General features: G+C 61.3%; 16 protein-coding genes. 4 read left to right on the forward strand and 12 right to left on the reverse strand.

From position 1 onward, the window contains the following. Window positions 1–21: 21 nt before the first annotated feature. From D5261_RS24650 to D5261_RS24675, 6 genes are all read right to left on the reverse strand, one after another. A complete protein-coding gene (locus D5261_RS24650) occupies window positions 22–2,013 on the reverse strand; it encodes a sodium:solute symporter family protein (RefSeq protein ID WP_119319480.1) in 1,992 nt (663 codons plus the stop codon). A gap of 36 nt (window positions 2,014–2,049) precedes the next feature. Then, entirely contained in the window at window positions 2,050–3,702 is a 1,653-nt protein-coding gene (locus D5261_RS24655; protein WP_119319479.1) for a beta-N-acetylhexosaminidase, read from the reverse strand. Between the two features lie 30 nt (window positions 3,703–3,732). Continuing rightward, complete coding sequence (locus tag D5261_RS24660) at window positions 3,733–4,839, reverse strand: GntR family transcriptional regulator (RefSeq protein ID WP_119319478.1); 1,107 nt, start codon at window positions 4,837–4,839, stop codon at window positions 3,733–3,735. Between the two features lie 162 nt (window positions 4,840–5,001). Continuing rightward, window positions 5,002–5,187, reverse strand: a complete 186-nt coding sequence (locus D5261_RS24665; RefSeq protein WP_119319477.1) for a hypothetical protein — start codon at window positions 5,185–5,187, stop codon at window positions 5,002–5,004. A 1-nt stretch (window position 5,188) separates the two neighbouring features. Further along, window positions 5,189–6,082, reverse strand: a complete 894-nt coding sequence (locus tag D5261_RS24670) for a hypothetical protein (RefSeq protein WP_119319476.1) — start codon at window positions 6,080–6,082, stop codon at window positions 5,189–5,191. 68 nt (window positions 6,083–6,150) lie between these two features. Next, the gene (locus tag D5261_RS24675; protein WP_119319475.1) at window positions 6,151–6,945 is read right to left on the reverse strand and encodes a DUF1559 family PulG-like putative transporter; all 795 of its coding nucleotides are present in this window, start codon (window positions 6,943–6,945) and stop codon (window positions 6,151–6,153) included. 418 nt (window positions 6,946–7,363) lie between these two features. Between D5261_RS24675 and D5261_RS24680 the strand changes: the two genes are divergently transcribed. From D5261_RS24680 to D5261_RS24690, 3 genes are all read left to right on the forward strand, one after another. Continuing rightward, on the forward strand, window positions 7,364–8,236 hold the full coding sequence (locus tag D5261_RS24680; RefSeq protein ID WP_119319473.1) for an SAM-dependent methyltransferase: 873 nt from the start codon (window positions 7,364–7,366) through the stop codon (window positions 8,234–8,236). A gap of 16 nt (window positions 8,237–8,252) precedes the next feature. Next, the gene (ung, locus tag D5261_RS24685; RefSeq protein ID WP_119319472.1) at window positions 8,253–8,924 is read left to right on the forward strand and encodes a uracil-DNA glycosylase; all 672 of its coding nucleotides are present in this window, start codon (window positions 8,253–8,255) and stop codon (window positions 8,922–8,924) included. 280 nt (window positions 8,925–9,204) lie between these two features. After that, window positions 9,205–10,653, forward strand: a complete 1,449-nt coding sequence (locus D5261_RS24690; RefSeq protein ID WP_119319471.1) for a dihydrolipoyl dehydrogenase family protein — start codon at window positions 9,205–9,207, stop codon at window positions 10,651–10,653. A 36-nt stretch (window positions 10,654–10,689) separates the two neighbouring features. Here D5261_RS24690 and D5261_RS24695 read toward each other — a convergent pair whose 3' ends face one another. Both D5261_RS24695 and D5261_RS24700 read right to left on the reverse strand, forming a co-directional pair. Then, window positions 10,690–11,193, reverse strand: coding sequence for a pyridoxamine 5'-phosphate oxidase family protein (locus D5261_RS24695; RefSeq protein WP_119319470.1), 504 nt, complete (start codon window positions 11,191–11,193; stop codon window positions 10,690–10,692). 77 nt (window positions 11,194–11,270) lie between these two features. Then, window positions 11,271–11,777: a DcrB-related protein gene (locus D5261_RS24700; protein ID WP_119319469.1), complete on the reverse strand. Its 507-nt coding sequence runs from the start codon at window positions 11,775–11,777 to the stop codon at window positions 11,271–11,273. Between the two features lie 102 nt (window positions 11,778–11,879). On the opposite strand from D5261_RS24700, the gene D5261_RS24705 reads away from it, so the two are divergent. Then, window positions 11,880–12,875, forward strand: a complete 996-nt coding sequence (locus D5261_RS24705; RefSeq protein WP_119319468.1) for an ADP-ribosylglycohydrolase family protein — start codon at window positions 11,880–11,882, stop codon at window positions 12,873–12,875. A 5-nt stretch (window positions 12,876–12,880) separates the two neighbouring features. Here the strand turns inward: D5261_RS24705 and D5261_RS24710 are convergent, their stop codons facing one another. The 4 genes from D5261_RS24710 to recJ form a co-directional block, all read right to left on the reverse strand. Further along, window positions 12,881–14,008 (reverse strand): hypothetical protein, encoded by a 1,128-nt coding sequence (locus D5261_RS24710; protein WP_119319467.1) that lies wholly within the window; start codon window positions 14,006–14,008, stop codon window positions 12,881–12,883. Between the two features lie 38 nt (window positions 14,009–14,046). Continuing rightward, entirely contained in the window at window positions 14,047–14,844 is a 798-nt protein-coding gene (locus tag D5261_RS24715) for a methyltransferase domain-containing protein (RefSeq protein ID WP_119319466.1), read from the reverse strand. A 9-nt stretch (window positions 14,845–14,853) separates the two neighbouring features. Further along, complete coding sequence (locus D5261_RS24720) at window positions 14,854–15,708, reverse strand: hypothetical protein (RefSeq protein WP_119319465.1); 855 nt, start codon at window positions 15,706–15,708, stop codon at window positions 14,854–14,856. Between the two features lie 100 nt (window positions 15,709–15,808). Further along, window positions 15,809–17,542: a single-stranded-DNA-specific exonuclease RecJ gene (gene recJ, locus D5261_RS24725; protein ID WP_119319464.1), complete on the reverse strand. Its 1,734-nt coding sequence runs from the start codon at window positions 17,540–17,542 to the stop codon at window positions 15,809–15,811. Window positions 17,543–17,587 lie beyond the last annotated feature (45 nt).

Genomic DNA, 17,587 nt, shown 5'->3' on the forward strand with positions numbered 1-17,587 from the left:
TCACCCTCTCTAGAGTAGAATTCACGGAGTGTTAGGGCCGGCGGAGGAAGTGATCGCCTGCGCTTCCCGTCGTACATAACCGTCGTCAAGCGGATCTCGGGCGACGGTCTTCAGCAGCTTGAGCGCGGCGGTCATGTCCTTCAATCCGCCGAGGGTAAACCAGACGATCGCCGGCGCGCTTTGCGTCACTAAGATCAGAAGGTAGACATGCCAGAACGTCGGCCAGAATGAGTCCGGGACGGCGTTCCAGAGAAAATGCAGCGCGCAGACCACGAGGAACGTCGCCCACCAGCCGAACGTCCAGACAGCGTAGGCGATCGCCAGTCCCCGATCGCCTTTGGAGAACTCATGGCCCATTCCGAGCAGTTCCCGCCACCGGCTGAGGACCACGGACTTTGTTTCGTGTTCGCGCGGATCGATCGTGTACGCGCCGCGATGGAGCATTCGTTCAAGATTGAAGGGACGCCGCGCGCCGCCCGTAGCCAGAGATACGATCGCGTACAAAGCGACGGCGAGCACGATTGAGATCAGCCCCTGCCATTGCCCATTGATGGGAAATGGAGCCGAATAGTGCGCCTGCCAGAGGACCGGGACGATCAATCCGCCGACTCCAAAGACGGCGCCCACGATCAGCGCCGCGAATGCGCCCGCCGTCGTTCCAAACCGCGTGTACAAACCGCCGATCATTACCGATCCGGCGCCGCCGATCCAGATTGTGCCGGTGATAATCTGGAAAAAGTAGATCTTGTCTGTTTCCGTATAGACCATGCTGAAACAGAACGCGAAGAACGCGACAAAGAAGATTGACCAGCGCAGCCAGCGGACATGCTCGCCCGGCGCCATCGGCTTATTGCGAAGCGGCATGACGACATCCTGGACAAAGATGCTGCCCCACGAATGCATATACGTATCGTGACAGGTGAACGACAGGAAAACCACGACCATCACGAGGAGGCCCTTAATGCCGGCCGGCAGAAAATGCGCCAGCGTCACCGGAACCATCATTTCGTTTTGGATCGCCTTATTGCCGATATGCGACAGGACGCCGTTCACGCCGGCCGCCTGGGCGGCGTAGTGGGCGTCATGCAGTACAGTGAACGCCGCCAGCGGCAGAACCAGCGTCATAAGCTTCAGCGGCGCCTGCCGCCACACGCCGATCAAACTGCCCATGCGCTGTTCGTGCGGATTACGCGCCGACGTCATAAACCCCTGCGCGCCAAGCCACGTCTGACTTCCATAGACCATCACGACGATGCTGATGAGATAATACCAGACGTTGAAATCCTTGACCTGCCCGGTATGAAAGGGATTGAGCATGGACGCGCCCGCGGGCGCCGTCTGGAGGGCGGAAATCGTATGGCTCCAGGGAATTCGAATCAGCGTCACGACCGCGATCACGAGATACGCGAGGGCGGCGAGTATGCCCTGCGCGCATTCGGTGATCATGATCGAGATCTGTCCGCCGGAGTTGACAAAGAAAAGCGCCAGGCCAAGATCCGCGATCATCAGGGCCGGATAAGTCGCGATGCGCAGGCCCGCCACGGTAAAGACATCGGGCAGACCGCAGAAGTAGATCAAAAAGCGCGCCGCGATGGCCGGGAAAATCCCAAAGTTCAAAATCCCGGAGAACCAGCAGAGCAGCCCCGCGAAGATCCGAAACTTGCGGCTGTAGCGCACCTCAAAGAATTGTCCGACGGTCAGCGAGCGCGTTTCACGCAATCGGTAGAAAACCCAGCCGGTCAGGGCAAAGATGATCGGCAGCGGCGAGGACATCAGCCCCCACCAGAGGGTTGGAAAGCCCGCCGTGGTGAACGCCTGCCAGCCGGCGACCAGGGAAATGACTCCGAAATTCGCCATTTCGCCGCTGATCGTGAGCAGATAGCGTCCGGCCGTGCGGTTCGCCGAGAGAAAGTCGGCGACGCCGCGCATCAGCGAGCCCGAACTCCAGCTAACCCAGCGGACAAAGAGAATGGCGGCGGCGACAATCGCCCAATCAATCGCGCTGAGGTTCACGGACTCTCCCCTTCCCTATCTACGTAAATTTCTACGTCAATAGTCCGCCACGGACGCGTGAACATCCGCTGGAATGTCCAGCGGCCGGTAATTCACGTTAAGCGCTTTCAAGCGCTCCAAATGCGCCGTGAGGCGGCGGCGGAAATCGGGATAGGTTCGCCCATCGCGGCGTGACCATGTCACTTCGGCTAACGCCGCCAGCCTTGGAAACGCCATAAACTCAACCTGGGCGGGATTGGGCATATATTCCGTCCAGAGCTGCCCCTGCGCGCCCAGGACGTGATGCGCCTGATTGGCGGGGACTCCGGCCGGAACCGGCTCGTAGCCGTAAATGGTCTCCAGCGTCACGGTATCGCGAAACGCCAGCGGATCCCGCGACCAGTCTTCTGATTGGTAATAATCCAGGTAGGTATGCGTATACGGCGCCATGATGACATCGCGCCCCTGGCTGGCGGCCGTGACGCCGCCGATCTCGCCGCGCCACGACATCACCACCGCGTCCTCGGCAAGTCCGTCCTGAAGGATCTCGTCCCAGCCGACCAGCCGCCGCCCCTTTCCATTCAGGAACTCATCCATGCGGCCGATGAAATACGATTGCAGCGCTTCTTCGTCGGGCAGCTCCAGCGCGCGCCGGCGCTCCTGAGCCGCAGCGCTGTTTCGCCACTGGGTTTTGACAGCCTCATCCCCGCCGACATGAATGTAGGGCGACGGGAAGATGTCCAGCACTTCCGACAGCACATCCTGCAAAAAACGGATCGTCGTCTCCCGTGGATTGAAGAGCTCGGCGTGAATCCCCCAGCGCGGACTGACTTCGACCGGATCCTCGGAGCCTCCCAGCTCGGGATACGCCGCCACGGCGGCCTGCGCGTGCCCAGGCATCTCGATCTCGGGGACAATGACGACATGGCGCAGACGCGCGTATTCGACAATCTCGCGCATCTGTTCCTGCGTGTAATAGCCGCCGTGCGGAGTGCTGTCAAAGGTCTGTGCGACGGCGTCGAATCCGGTATCGATCGGACTTTTCTCGGCAAACCCAACCATCGTCTTTTCCCGGAACGCGCCGACCGATGTCAGCTTCGGATACTTCTTGATCTCAATCCGCCATCCCTGATCGTCGGTGAGATGGAGATGCAGAACGTTCAGTTTATGCAGAGCGAGGGTGTCGATAAACTTGCGAAGGAATTCGACGGGCATGAAATGCCGTGAAACATCCAGCATGGCGCCGCGCCAGGAGAAACGCGGCGTGTCTTCGATCTCGGCACACGGAATTGTCCACTCCCGGTCTTCAAGCCCATTTTCTCCCAGGGCCTTGGGGGGCAGCAACTGAAGCAGAGTTTGCGTCCCGTAAAAGAGCCCCGCGTCTTCAGCGGCGGAGATTGTCACGCGCTTTGGCGTCACGGAAAGGCGGTATCCCTCGTCGCCAAGATAAGCCAGCGCCAGATCCCGGCGAAACTCAATGCTCGATGCATTGCCGGGCAGAGTCTCCAAAATCGCGAGCGCGCCGCGAACCGCCGGAGCCAGGCGCTTCGCCAGCAGGTCCGCCGCAGCGCACGCCGGCTGCGCGGCGACCAATACCGTCTCACGACGCAAGAGAAAATATCCTTCGCGCTGCTTGATGGAAACCGGCTTAGGAATGATGTTCAGATCGGGAAGAGCAAAATCGTCGGGCGTCGGATCGATGTAGGACATGAAGCGTTCCTTGAAAAATGGAGGACGGCGCTAACGCGCCGCCATCAGCGCCGACAGATTTTCCGAGGTCGAGTCGCGCAGCATCAGATCCGCGCTGAGCACGACGTTCGAAATATCTTTGCCGGATGCAAGTTCAATCAGCGACTCCGCCGCCGTACGGCCCAGCGCGAGGCGGGCTTGCCGGACAGTCGTCAGAGCGGGCAGCATATAGTCGGCGACGGAGAAGTCGCCAAAACCGACAATGGACAGGCCGCGCGGCACGGAAAGGCCAAGGTCGCGCGCGGCTTTGATCGCCCCAAGCGCCGCGAGGTCGCTGGCGCAGATAATCGCGGTCGGACGGTGCGACTGTGTCAGCATCTGTATCGCGCCGGCGTAACCGGCGGCTTCATTGAAGCCCTCGCCCGCTTCCACGGCGCCGCGCAGGCCATGCTGCTTCACAGCGTCCCGAAAGCCGCGCAGGCGGTCCATGGCGTCGAAGTTCGTCGCCGGGCCACGGACAAAGCCGATGCGCTCGTGTCCGAGGCCGACGAGATGATCCACCGCGCTCCCGATCCCCATGGCGTCGTCGATATAGACGCTGGGAATAGAGCGTCGCCCCGAGTACCGGTTGATCGACAGTACGCGCAGTCCGCTGTCGCGAAGGCGCTCGATCATCTGCACCTGGGCGTCTTCGAATAGCAAGCACGCGATCGCCGATCCCGGCTCCAGAAGATGCGCCGTGTCGGCGATCTCGTCACTAAAGATCGCGGCCCGGTGGCCGGCTTCCTCCATCGCCCTTTGAAAGCCTTCCAGCAGCTCCGGGAAGTAATACGGGTCCAGCCGCTGCGAATCCGAGGGAAAGAGCAGGGCCATCGGATGCAGCGTGCGGGAGACGGCGGGCTGCTGATCTTTCGGGACGATATAAGTCCCCTTGCCGCGCACGCGCAGCAGCACGCCCTCCTCGACAAGGTTCGCGATGGCCTGACGCATGGTCATATGCGCGACTTCAAAGCGGCGCGCGAGCTCCAGCTCACCGGGAAGTCTCTCGTCGGACTTCCAAAGGCCGGACACGATCTCTTGACGCAAAGCGCTCGCCACTTCACGATGCTTTACCACAGACGCCTTTTTTATTTTTGCCGGCGATGTTTTTTTAATCATAACGGATCATTTGCCTTTGCCATCGAATTATGCTGTAGAAGCGGACAATCCATTGCTATCTATCACACATTGGATTCAACAACTCTATATTACCAAGTGTTTGGTATTTTTCCGTGATGACTCTCAAAAAATCCATCGCGCGGCGAAGTTTCAGTGCGAAGATCAATGCGCGGCGGGGCCAATCATGTCGCGCCGCATCGCCTGGCGCTCCACCGGATTCATGGCGCCCTGGCGGACGGCGCTTTTGGGAGCACTGTGACCGCAGCCGGCGATCGCGGCGGCGCAGACGATCAGGAACGCCAGGCCAATGGGAACGGCGGCGAAACGGTGGGTGAAGTTCGGTTTCATATTAAGGCTTCAGTGTTTGATATCGGATATAGTCGTGGATGGCGTAGCCTCGGAAGGAGGGCTGCGCTTTGAACTTCGGCAAGGCTTCGGCAAGCTCGCGCTCCAGCACGGTATTTCCAGAGCCGTAGAATGTCGCGCGCGGCGTATCTCCCAGCGGGTTGGTCTCCACTCCGATCCAGACGCCCTTGTGCTTGCTGCTGGCGTAGGACAGGATCTCCGCGGGATCACCGACCATCTGCTCCACCGTCGTCACATAGTCCATAACGGCGACTTCATCGACCTGGTCCATAATCAGACGGCCAAGCAGCCCAAACTGCGCGCCGGTAAACCAGCGCGGGATAGCCTGGGAAAGGATGACGCGCTGGCCGGAGGCGCGAATCATCGCATGCGAGCGTCCCAGCAGATCCACCAGACCGTTCTGCACCGTCATGGACGGCCAGCCGTTCGGCCCTGTCAGCGTGTAGGGCTCGACATCGTATTGAAACCCATCATAGCGCGCGGCGGCGTTCGATGACTTATTGTAATTCAGGATCGCCGTGAGATTGCGCAGGCCCTCCGGCTGCCCCTGCGCCGTCGCCCAGCTTGGATCGCCACATAGGAAATCGACGCGCAGGCGCTTGTGGTGCGCGGCGGTGATAAAGGCCCGCAAGCGCGAGACCGTACCGGCGTCCTGAAAATCGCGCGGCTGCATGCCGTCGAAGTAGATCGTTTTGATGGCGTGTCCGGCGTCGCCGCGCGGCGCGGCGAGGAACTGAAAGAACTTCGCCTGATTTGCGGGATCCTGCCGAATCGCGGCGGTGTTCCAGACCCACAAAGCGCGCGGCGCGGCGCCGGTGGCGATGGGGAGAACCGCGAGCGCCGCCGCCGCGATGCAAGTCAGTAGATTGCGTTTCATAAAAGAGTGTGCGCCTTTGAAGATTACCGGGCTCGCTTGGATCGAACGTCACGAGCCCGATGACAATGTTATCGGATGGAGCGATACTGTGCGGGGGAGCCCGTCAGGGTATCGGGAGCGTCGCCGCCGATCTGCCAGTTCCAAATCGTGACCGATCCCCGATGCATCGCTTTGGCGTGCCCGTCGCAGAATACGAAATTCGCCATCTTGTTATGGCGATAGCGCACCTGTCCCGGCGATGTGCCGTCGACATTGGTGTCGTTGTCGATCGAGTCCCAGTCCTTGTCCTTGGTCGGCGCTTCGAACGCGTTCCATGGGCCGCCGTTAACGGAGCCGGGATTGACGCGGTAGACGGTAGTGGTTTGATTGGCGTAGGCGGGGATCTGATTGGCGTCGCCAAAGATGATCGTCTCCGCCGGATGCGTCTGCATCGATAGGGACGACGGAAGCGAATAGTCGAAATTCATGTTGAACGGATTGCCGACATCCGTGGAGTCGCCGCCGACGCGTCCGTTCATCGAGTAGCCGATCTTCTCGGTATGCGGCGACGAAGGACAGAAGTTCAGCGTGGCGATATTCGCATTGGCGCTGGAGACATAGGGCATGATGCTGTAGTACCAATAGTCTTCATTGCGGGAGCCATCGTCGCCGTATCCAATAATGCTCATCTCATCATAGTCCTGCGAGTACTGCAAGCTGGCCAGCCCCAGCTGCTTCAGGTTGCTGGCGCATGTGGACTGACGCGCCTTCTCACGGGCCGTCGCAAAGACCGGGAACAGGATCGCCGCGAGAATCGCAATGATAGCGATGACAACGAGAAGCTCAATGAGGGTAAAACCTCGTTTATTAATTCCGGCAAGCATGACTTTTTCTCCTGATTGACAACGATGATCGCCGGCGGGTATCCCCTGCGCGGCGTCAACTTGAGAACGAAATTATGATGGCGTCTTGCGACACGCGTCTCTTCGCTGAGTGGGCGTTCAGAGCGTCTTTGCTCGCCGATTCGTTGGAGGACGGCGACTTCGTCATTGATACCGCCGCAGGATCCAATTTATAGATGACTGAATTTATAATACAATATATCCTGAGAAATGTCAACATATATAGAGCAGTTGTAAAAGATTCTTTTTCCTGTCCGAAATTGCCGGCGGCGATGTCACCGTCGGCGCCGCCGGCGATCTTCCGAACAAAGGACGCCATTGAGTAAGCTTCCCTGCATCCGGGTATAATGTCCTTTAAATACTCCGACGTATATTTCCACGTGAGAAGGTTAAAACGTACATGCTCTCCAAGGATATCCTTTCCCTCGCCATGCGCGAGACGATGTCCCGTACGTCGATGGAACGCCGCCCCCGGACAAGCATCGACGCTGTTGCGCCCGACGCCGAGCTGCAGCAAGTCTCGGAAGCCGCGGATCGGGCTTACCAGGCCGCGTACCACTTCAACGCGCTGGCGGCGAGCCGCCTGATTCCTGAAGGCGGTCTGGTGCTGGATCTGGGCTGCGGGTCCGGCGGTTTTCTGGTTTACCTCGCCCAGCATCGCCCGGATATTCAGATCATCGGGATCGATCCTTCGGAGCGCCTGGTCGCGCGCGGGCAGCAGACGGTAGAGGATCATGCGCTGACGGATCGCGTCAGCGTCAACCACTGTGATTTGACAAGCTTCAGCGAACGAATCCCCGGGCGCGTTGATATGATCACCGGCGTCTTCACGCTCAACCAGCTTTTGACCATGGACGATCTGCTGCGCTGTTTCCAGCAGATCTCCCAGGTCCGAATCCGATGCGGCTGCGCGGCTTGGCTCTTCGATTTCGCCCGCCCCAAGGCGCTCAATACGGCGGAGGAGTTCGCCGGCACGCTGATGCCCGGCCTGCCCGTGCTGTTCCGCCGCGAGAACCGCAATGCGCTGATGTCGGCGTTCACATACAACGAAGTGTCCGACGCCGTGAACAAAGTCTCGCTGGGCACCGTGCACCACGCGCAGTCCAAGAACCTGCATGTCTATCAGGCGCACTGGCTGGAGCGCGAGGACGAGCACAAAAACAGCAAGAACAATCCATGGGTCGAGGGCCGCCTGTCGGCGAACGTCTTGCAGCAGTTCAAGCAGATTTGTGAGATGTTCCCAACCGTTCCCCTGCCCCAGCACCTCAAATAGAAAGCCCGTCATCACCATGGATCTCACCCTGCCGGAATCCTGGCGCGACCATCTCGCCGGAGAGTTCGAAAAGCCTTACTTTCATAAGCTGACGGAGTTTGTGGACGCCGAGCGCGCCGCGTATACCGTGTTCCCGCCGGAATCTCAGGTCTTCTCCGCGCTCAAGCTCACGCCTTTGGAGGACGTCCGCGTCATGATCCTGGGCCAGGACCCGTATCATGACGACGGTCAGGCCCACGGCCTCTGCTTCTCCGTTCAGCCCGGCGTCAAATCGCCGCCGTCTCTGGTGAACATCTTTAAAGAACTGAAATCCGACCTGGACGCTCCCATTCCCAGCAGCGGCTATCTCGTTCCCTGGGCCGAGCAGGGCGTCCTCCTTCTCAACGCCGTCCTGACAGTCCGAGCCCACGAGGCGAACTCGCACAAGAACAAAGGCTGGGAAACCTTCACGGACGCCGTGATCCAGACGGTCAGCGCCAAGGATTCTCCGGTCGTCTTCGTTCTCTGGGGCGCGTACGCGCAGAAAAAAGTCCCATTGATCGATGCGAGCAAGCACGTGATCCTCCAGTCCGCGCACCCGTCGCCGCTCTCGGCGCGCGCCGGCTTCTTCGGCAGCAAACCTTTCTCCAAAATCAATGAGGCGCTGCGCGCGAATGGAACGCCGGAGATCGACTGGCGATTGCCATAGGTCAAACCCACCCCGGCCCTTCGGGCCACCCCTCCCGCCGCCGGGAAGGGTTGGTAGGATTGCCTCGTACGAAAGCCGCTTTCGCTATTTGTCCGAATAACCCTTCCCGGCGGCGGGAGGGGTGGCCCGAAGCGCCGGGGTGGGTTTGCAAGGGGTGGTGCGTAACGTCGGGTGGGTTTGCCCCGGAAGGGTCACCCGAAGCGCGGCGGTGGGTTTGCCGTTTGCCAAGGGGCAGGAATAATTCCGAAGCGCACAAACGAGCTAGTCAGGAAAAGACCCGATGACGATTTACGATGTGGTCGTGCTGGGAGGCGGACCGGCTGGGACAACGGCGGCGCTGCGCGCTCGTGAGCTGGGCGCGTCCGTCGCGCTGCTGGAGCGTGGGGAGATGGGCGGTGTCTGCACGAACGATGGCTGCATCCCCACCCGCGTGCTCGCGAAAGCGGCCCGCCTGGTCCGCGACGCCGATCAGTTCGACGCCTATGGGCTGAGCGGCGCGCGGCCGACCGTCGATCTCGCGCGCGTGATGGCGCGCGTCCAGCAGATGATCGGTCGGATCCACGAGAAGAAGCAGATCGTCAGCCACCTGGAATCCGCCGGCGTGTTGGTAAGAGCGAACGCCGGTGAGGCGAGGTTCGTTGACGCCGCATCCGTCATCCTGCCGACGGGCGAGACTTTTCAAGGGAAAACATTTATCCTTTGTATCGGCGGCCACGCCCGCCGTCTCCCGATCCCCGGCGGCGAATACGCGCTGACACACAGCGATCTCTGGTCGCTGCGCGCGCTGCCGAGGTCCATGGCGGTGGTCGGCGGGGCGGCGACGGGCTGCCAGATCGCCTCGATCTTCGCCGCCTTCGGCTCACACGTCACGCTGCTGGACTTCGCGGACCGTATCGTCGTCGGCGAAGACATTCATACCTCCCAGGCCCTCACGCGCGCGTTCTCACAGCACGGCATCGACATTGTCACCAGCGCCGAGGTCCAGACGCTTCAGAAAAACGAAGACGGGATGCATCTTGGATATTCCGTGGCGGGTGAATTGCGCACACTGGATGTGGAAACCGTGGTGGTCGCCGCCGGGTGGCCGGGAAACGTGGACACTCTCAATCTGGAGGCGGCGGGGATCGAAACGGCGCGCGGATATATCTCGGTCGACGAATCGCTGCGCACGACCGCCCCGAACATCTACGCCGCCGGCGACATCACCGGCCGAATGATGCTGGTGCAGAGCGCGGGCGACGAGGCGCGGGTGGCGGCGGAGAACGCCGTGCTCGGGCGCAATCGCCGGCAGCCGCACACCGTGGTTCCCCATGGCAGCTTCACCGACCCCGAATACGCCAGCGTCGGCCTGACGGAAGCCGCCGCGCGTAACGCGCACGAATGCGCTGTCGCCCTCGTACCTTACGCCGACCTGGACCGCGCGATTGTCGATGGGTACCGCGATGGGTTTTTCAAGCTGATTGTCGAACGGGAAACCCGGCAGATACTCGGCGCGCACGTCGTGGGGGAACAGGCCGTTGAAATCGTACAGCTCGTCGCGGCCGCGATGACCGGCGGGACCCGCGTGGAGCAGCTCGCGGAGCTGGAGCTCGCCTACCCCACCTATACAGGCATCGTCGGGCTGGCCGCGCGCCAGATCAGCCGAGAACTGGGCGTCGTCCCGCTCTCCGACGAATGGCGCGCGCAGCAAGCCCCGCGATCGTCGGAGTGGGAGCGCAGTCCGGAATAATAAGCCGCCAGGCGAATCCCCCGGGCAGTGAGACCTCTAAAACTCGACGCGACCATTCTGGCCGCCGTCATAGGATTTTCCCGTCGCCAGCGCCTTCACCATCCCGGCCGCGAATGCGACGAAGCTCGAAGGGCCTTCCCAAAACTCCGCGCTTTCGACGTTGATTTTCAGCAGCGCGAGGTCCGGCTCATCCACCCCATCCGGGAACCACGCCTTTAGCTCCGGCTCCCAAAGCTCCTTGATCTTTTCCTTGTCGCGCACCAGTTCCGCCGTTCCCGCCACGGAGACATAACGCTGGTCCTTAGGCTGGGTAAAGCTGACGTTGACCTGATGATGCGCCAGCGCCTCATCGACTTTCAGCGTCGACGCCTTGGTAAAAAACCAGAGGTCGCCGTCGAAGTCCACATTTTTATTCGTTGACATCGGCCGGCTATGCAGCGAACCGTCCGCCGCCACCGTCGTCAGCATGCCAAAGTCGATGTCCTTGATAATCTCTCGAACTTTTTGGATCTTCTCATCGTGTGTCAGTGTATCGCTCATGATCTCGTTTCCCTTCCGTGATGGTCTCTTTTACCCAAACGCACGGAAGGTTCAGACATCATGGCGAGCGATAAGATTTACTTCAAATGCACCGAGGCGAGCATCTGCGTGAAGTCCCCATTGTATTTCGCGAAGACCGCGTCCGGCGCCGTGCAGGTGAAGACATAGCTCTTGGGTCCGCGAATCACCGCCACCTGACGCATCCGAAGATGGTTGTCACCAGAGATGTAAGTTCCCGCGCTCAGGATCGCCGGATAGCCCCCGATCGAGCCGCGCGTGAGCTGCACTGAATGGTAATGCGTAAAGATATGCGGATACATGCTCTTGATCTGCTGCATCCCTGTCGCGAGGGTGTCGCCCGGCGTGGTCGGCGTAACGACGACGTTCAGGTTCGGAGCAAACCCGTGGACGGGCATGGTGTAGAAAAAAACGTCCGTGCCCATCATGCCGCTGCTGTTGGTCTTCCAGGCGGACGCCGGAGTGATCGAATAGCCTTTGGCGCTGGTGAATGTCTGCGCCGATACCGGCGCCAGGGCGGCGAGGGCGACGGCGGCGGTTCCTGTCATCATTTGGGTGAAACGCATGGAGTTAAGTCCTTGGTGAGCAACGGCTCTCACGATTGTTCTGTGGTAAACTCAGTGTACCCCGGTTCGCCGGGGAAATTCGTTTACGGCAAGGAAGTGCTCATGTCCCACAATGCTTCGGGATGTCTTTATGGCCTGGCCTTTGGCGATGCGCTTGGAGCGGACACGGAGTTCCTGCAAGTGGAGCGCATCCTGGCGAAGTATCCGCCGGACGGGCCGAGCGGTCTTTCCGGAGATCCCATACGCGTCACGGACGACACACAAATGGCGATCGCCGTGGGCGAAGCCCTGTACCGAGCGGGCGCGGATCTGACGCCTGCGGTCGTCGAGGCGGAACTTCGAAAAACGTTCCTGCGCTGGTTTCGCAGCCCGGACAACAATCGTTCGCCGGGAATCACGTGTCAGCGGGCGTGCGAAAACCTGGAAAAAGGCTGGGATTGGCGCAAATCGACGATTGAAGAATCCAAGGGATGCGGCGCCAATATGCGCGTCGCGCCGGTCGGACTAATGGCTGCGGACCCGGCGACGCGGGCGGCCATCGCGCAGTTTCAGGCGGCGCTCACGCATGGACACGCCACGGGACTGGCGGCGGCCGACCTGACGGCGGAGGCGATTGCGGACCTGTCGAGCGGAGGAGAACCGAGCGGCCTGTCCGGACGGCTCCGCGAATACGCCCAGCGCCAGTCGGAAGTTTATCACCACGAATGGCTCGGGGATCTCTGGCTGCAGCCGATGACAAAATCGCCGGAAGCATTTATCGCGCGTGGCTGGGAGGAGTGCCTGTGGCGGCTGGACGATCTGGACGCCGCCATGAAGTCTCCGAATCGAGATGTCGATCCGTGCACGCTGACGGGCGCGGGCTGGGTCGCGGAAGAAGCGTTCGCGACGGGGCTTCTCTGCTTCCTCTTATTCCCGGACGATCCCATCGCCGCCATCCGCCGCGCCGCCGTCTCCAGCGGAGACTCGGACTCAATTGCCTGTCTCACCGGAGCCTTCGCCGGCGCCTATCATGGCCTAGCGGCTTGGCCCGAGGATTGGATCGCCAACATCGAGTACCGAGACCAGTTGGAGAAGCTCGGCGCCTACTGGGATCGATAGAGTCGTTACTGCTCCAAAATTTCGACATTGGCGCGCGGAACGGTGACGATGCTTCCGTCGGCGAGCTTGGCGTCGAGGACGCGAACAACGGTGCCGGATTCGAGTTTGGTAAGCTGTGGCGGTAGGGCGCTGACGGTGGCGAGGGAGCCGAAGTAGGGTTCGCGGATCAATCGGATCGGCGTGCCGATGCTCAAGTTGCCGCTCTCTTCCGCTTCGCTGGCCTTGGCCTTCTGCGCATCCTCGGCAAGCGGGACGATGATCTCCGGACGGATGACGCCGGCGCGGATCTGTGTCGCCCCGTTGATGCTGCCTTCCTTGCCTTCCAGAGACGCCAGCAGTTCATAAGTTCGCCGCGCCATCGCGATCGTCCCAAAGCCCTCGGTAATCACCAGCGTGATATTGATATTCTCATGCCCCGTGATCGCGACGCCGATATCGTAACCGAGAAACTCGATCAAGTCCTTGTCGATGATGCCGCCAACGATGATCCCGTTGACACCGACCTCCGACGCCTTTCGCAGCGCCGCCCCCGAGATATTCGCGCCGCCGATGATGATCTTGCCCGCGAGATCCGGCGTAATATCGGACTCCGTCAGGTTGCTTTCGGGAGAGGGGGAAACGACCTTTAGCTGGCCGACGCGCTCGCCGCCGACGCCGAAGATGCCCTGAATCAAAGCGCCGGCGGTCTCGACAATCACGCCCTCGCCCGACAGGATTTCCGACACCGCGCCGGAGATATAGGCGGTGAGGTTGACCGGAGACGAAGGCTGGCGGATGCCGACGTTTCCGGAGACGCCCGAGATCGTTTCCACCTTGCCCGCGAGCGGCGACTTCACCTCGGACTTGAAAAGACCAAAGAACGACTTGGTGGAGGCGAGAATCTGTCCCTTCTCCACCTGATCGCCTTCCTTGACGATCAGGGAGTCCGGCATTTCATCTGCATCGATACCCAGCTGCGCGGCGACTTTCACGCTCTGCATCAGCCCGGGCAATGCGGCGCGGGCGACAATCGTATCGGGGGCCACCGTCGCGCCGGAGGCGACAAGCACTTCGCCCTTCAGCGGCAGGCGCCGGGTGCGGCGCACGATCGTGTAGGGGCTGACCTTCAGTCCAGGGGTATACGCGTTTCCCAATAGAACTCCTCTTGCAAATGACGCCGACAGGCGCATTCTCAGTGTTTTTTACACTGAGTGATATAAAGATAGACGAGAATTCCGGTGATGCGCTCCACCCGGAAACACGTTCCGAGCAGATCTTTCAGCTCGCGCATCGTAAACCGGAAAAAGGGAATTCCGCCGTCGTGCGCCCCTTCCTTTTCGCCGAACATGCGCGTGAAGAGCGAATGCTTATAGGCGGAGAGGACCAGAGTGGCGCTTGGGCGCAGGACCCGGGATAGTTCGGAGACGGCGCCGCGTCGCGCCTCCTCCCCCGGAACATGCTCTAGAACCTGACACGAAACGGCGCGCGTGAACGCGCCCGGAGCGAACGGCAGATGGCAAAGGTCCGCCTGGACGAGATGGACATTGGTGACGCCGGCGGCCAGCAGCTTTTTGCGGTTGACGCGCAGCGATTCGAACGAGAAGTCGATGGCGACCATTTCCTTGACGCCGCGCGCCAGGGTCTGCGACATACGGCCCGTGCCGCAGCCGCCTTCCAGCAGGCGATCGTCCGGACGAGGTCCGAGAAGCTTTAACGTCAGCGGGATCTCGATCTTGCCGAAAAGGTTCAGAAACGCCATGCGGTCGTAATCGCCCACCTGCGAGTCGCGGGCGGCGATCTCGGAGCGCTGCGCCTCCAAAAGCTCCGTGGGGAGAAGGCGCGGGATCCCGTCTTCAATCGGATAGACCCGGCCGGCGGCGTCCGTCAGAGACCCTTCGAGGATCTCCTCGCCTTCCTGCTTGCTGACGGTCAAAGTCAGCGTTCCGCCGCCTTCCGGCGCCATCAGAAACGACAATAGTGAGCGATGCATGAAAGGCCTCTACCGCTCAGGGGTGGGTATGGGAATGGCGGCGCCGGGCGCCGGCGCCTCAGTGGCGGGAAGAATGGTCAGCTGAAGCCGGTAGTCGTCGCCAAGCACCTGCACGCCGTTCGCAGGATCGCCGTCGGGAGTGCGCCCCGCGACCTGCCGCTGGCTCGCGAGGTCATCGAAGAGACGCGTTTCGCCAAGACGCGTGATCTGAGTTGACGACGCGCTCCAGATCTGCGCGGGCACGAAGACACCGGGCGCCGGATGCGTATCGGACGCATCCGGCGCAATCGGCGAAGGCGGCAGCTGCATACTGTACTGATAGGCGATGTCGATCGATCCGTCCGCACTCGCATGCAGGTGGAGCTGATAATCGCGGTCCAGACCATCGACATTGAACATCAGCTTTTGCAGTTTGTCAGGCGTCACCGAATCCAGCGTCTCGCGCGCCACGGATTCCGGCTGGTTGTTTCGCACCCGAAACAGCTCCGCTTCGATCCGCCAGCGCGGCGGCGCGACATCGGCGGCGAGCACCGTCTGCCGAAACTTGGCGCAGCCTTCCGGCGTGCCTCGGATGATCAGCGTCTTATCGGCGTCATACGGCACGATGTCGGTCATGCCGGCGGGAAAATTCGGGTCCGTCCCGGCCTTGCCGTCGCCTCGGGTGTGGCCGTAGCGGACGGTATGATCGAGCCCAAGCGACGCAAAAACCTGCGAAGGGCGCATATATCTCAGGTGGATCTTTTCCCATTTGAACGAAGGAGCTTTGGCATGGGAAGGAGCGCCGGCGATCAAAGAAGCGAGCATCACGATGAGTGGCAGGGCCTTCGAGCATCGCCCGCCGTGTCCACGGGTAAGTTTGGACATAGCTTCTCCTTGTATGATTGCGGGGTATTCTTTACAATGTAACATAAATGGAGGCGTTTTGCAAGGCGGCATGCAGTCGGGAGCCCCATCTCCCCGGTCCCTACCCGCCCGCCCGCCGAATATCCTTGATCAGCAGCTGCACGCTACGTCGGCCGTTCCATTCGTTGATCTGCGGCGAGTAAAGAAGGTCTAACGACTCGCCGGGGCCAACTTCATCCGACCAGCCGCCGTGGCCCCAGCCGACACAATCCATCGGATCCATTTCCTCGGTGCGCACGCGCATCTTCAGGTGGCTCAGATCCTTGCCGATCCGGCGCGTTTCGCAGACGCGAACGCCCGTGGACGAGAAGCGCGGCTCGGGGTTCTTGTCGCCGAACGGCGCGAACTGCTCCCATTCGTCGAGCAAAGAAATCGTGATCTGGCCGGGGTCGATCACACCGTCGTGCGAGATCCGCGGAATAAAGTCGTCGTCGGTCAGCACCGAGGCGGCGTGCGCGTTGATCGTCGAAACAAACGTGTCGAACTGCGCCATCTTGAGCGACAGTCCGGCGGCCATCTCGTGCCCCCCGCAGCTGTCGAGCAGATCGCGGCAGATTTGAATGCCCTTGAACATATCGAAGCCGGGAATGGAGCGCGCGGAGCCCTTGCCATTGGTCTCGGTTTCGTCGACGCCGATGACGATCGAGGGGCGCTGGAACATCTCGACCAGCTTGCCGGCGACGATGCCGACGACGCCGGCGTTCCAGCCGGGCGACGCCACCACCAGCACTTTGGTCAGGTCCATATCACGGTCGGCGACCTGCGCGATCGCTTCGGCCAAGATGCGCTTTTGCGCGATCTGACGCTCGGCATTGAAATTGTTCAGTGTCTCCACCAAACGCAGCGCCTCTTCCGGATCGCCCGTCAGCATCAGGTCTAAGGCGATCGCGGCGTCGTCCAGGCGGCCCACAGCGTTGATGCGGGGCCCGATCCCAAAACCGACCGCTTCGGCGGAGAGCGGCTTGCTGGTGTCGATGCGCGCGCCTTCGAGCAGCGCACGCAGGCCGACCTTGCGTGTGCGCGCCAGCGCCTTCAGGCCGAAGGAGGCAAAGACGCGGTTTTCCCCCTGAAGCGGCATCACATCGGCCACAGTGCCGCAGGCGACAAGGTCTAAAAACTTCTGGATGTACGCCGTCTCGTGCTCCGGGCGCACCAGGCGAACCACGGCCTGCATCGTCTTGAACGCCACGCCGACGCCGGCGAGGAAGGGAAACGGATAGGTCGAATCGTGCCGATGCGGGTTCACGACGGCGTAAGCCGGCGGCAGCGTTTCGCCGGGCTCATGGTGATCGGTGACAATGACCGTCAGGCCTAGGCTGTTCGCGTAAGTGACGGCCTCGCGCGCCTGTATGCCGCAGTCCGAGGTGATGACGAGCGTCGCCCCCTGCTCCTTCGCATGGTCGATCGCGCGGCTCTTGAGATCGTATCCGTCGAGCTTGCGATGCGGCACGCGGTACACGATCTTGCCGCCGAGCGCCGTCAGCGTGCGCACATACAGCGCGGTGCTGGTGACGCCGTCCACATCGTAGTCGCCATGAATAAAGATCGTTTCTTCATTGGCGAGCGCTTCGGCGATCCGATGCGCGGCTTTGTCCATATCGGGCAGACCGAAGGGGTCGTGCAGCTGGGAAAGGTCGGGGCGGAGAAAGGCGTCGGCCTTGGCGGGATCGCTCAGCCCTCGGTTGACCAGAAGGCGGGCGGTCAGGGGGTGGACGCAAAGTTCGCGCACCAGCTCGGCCTCGGCGCGCGCGTCGGTTTCGGTCTGGGTCCAGATTTTTTTGAGGGTGTCAGGCATTCGGTCTCATCACGCTCCGCTCGTCCACTCGGTCATAAGGTCGTC

It is taken from the genome of Capsulimonas corticalis (assembly GCF_003574315.2).
Lineage (GTDB): Bacteria > Armatimonadota > Armatimonadia > Armatimonadales > Capsulimonadaceae > Capsulimonas > Capsulimonas corticalis.

What these genes read in the sequence shown, in the direction of transcription:
- D5261_RS24675 (WP_119319475.1), bottom strand. Translation starts at nt 6,945, where the DNA reads ATGCTTGCCGGAATTAATAAACGAGGTTTTACCCTCATTGAGCTTCTC.
- ung (WP_119319472.1), top strand. Translation starts at nt 8,253, where the DNA reads ATGGATCTCACCCTGCCGGAATCCTGGCGCGACCATCTCGCCGGAGAG.
- D5261_RS24695 (WP_119319470.1), bottom strand. Translation starts at nt 11,193, where the DNA reads ATGAGCGATACACTGACACACGATGAGAAGATCCAAAAAGTTCGAGAG.
- D5261_RS24705 (WP_119319468.1), top strand. Translation starts at nt 11,880, where the DNA reads ATGTCCCACAATGCTTCGGGATGTCTTTATGGCCTGGCCTTTGGCGAT.
- D5261_RS24680 (WP_119319473.1), top strand. Translation starts at nt 7,364, where the DNA reads ATGCTCTCCAAGGATATCCTTTCCCTCGCCATGCGCGAGACGATGTCC.
- recJ (WP_119319464.1), bottom strand. Translation starts at nt 17,542, where the DNA reads ATGCCTGACACCCTCAAAAAAATCTGGACCCAGACCGAAACCGACGCG.
- D5261_RS24665 (WP_119319477.1), bottom strand. Translation starts at nt 5,187, where the DNA reads ATGAAACCGAACTTCACCCACCGTTTCGCCGCCGTTCCCATTGGCCTG.
- D5261_RS24715 (WP_119319466.1), bottom strand. Translation starts at nt 14,844, where the DNA reads ATGCATCGCTCACTATTGTCGTTTCTGATGGCGCCGGAAGGCGGCGGA.
- D5261_RS24690 (WP_119319471.1), top strand. Translation starts at nt 9,205, where the DNA reads ATGACGATTTACGATGTGGTCGTGCTGGGAGGCGGACCGGCTGGGACA.
- D5261_RS24670 (WP_119319476.1), bottom strand. Translation starts at nt 6,082, where the DNA reads ATGAAACGCAATCTACTGACTTGCATCGCGGCGGCGGCGCTCGCGGTT.
- D5261_RS24720 (WP_119319465.1), bottom strand. Translation starts at nt 15,708, where the DNA reads ATGTCCAAACTTACCCGTGGACACGGCGGGCGATGCTCGAAGGCCCTG.
- D5261_RS24700 (WP_119319469.1), bottom strand. Translation starts at nt 11,777, where the DNA reads ATGCGTTTCACCCAAATGATGACAGGAACCGCCGCCGTCGCCCTCGCC.
- D5261_RS24660 (WP_119319478.1), bottom strand. Translation starts at nt 4,839, where the DNA reads ATGATTAAAAAAACATCGCCGGCAAAAATAAAAAAGGCGTCTGTGGTA.
- D5261_RS24655 (WP_119319479.1), bottom strand. Translation starts at nt 3,702, where the DNA reads ATGTCCTACATCGATCCGACGCCCGACGATTTTGCTCTTCCCGATCTG.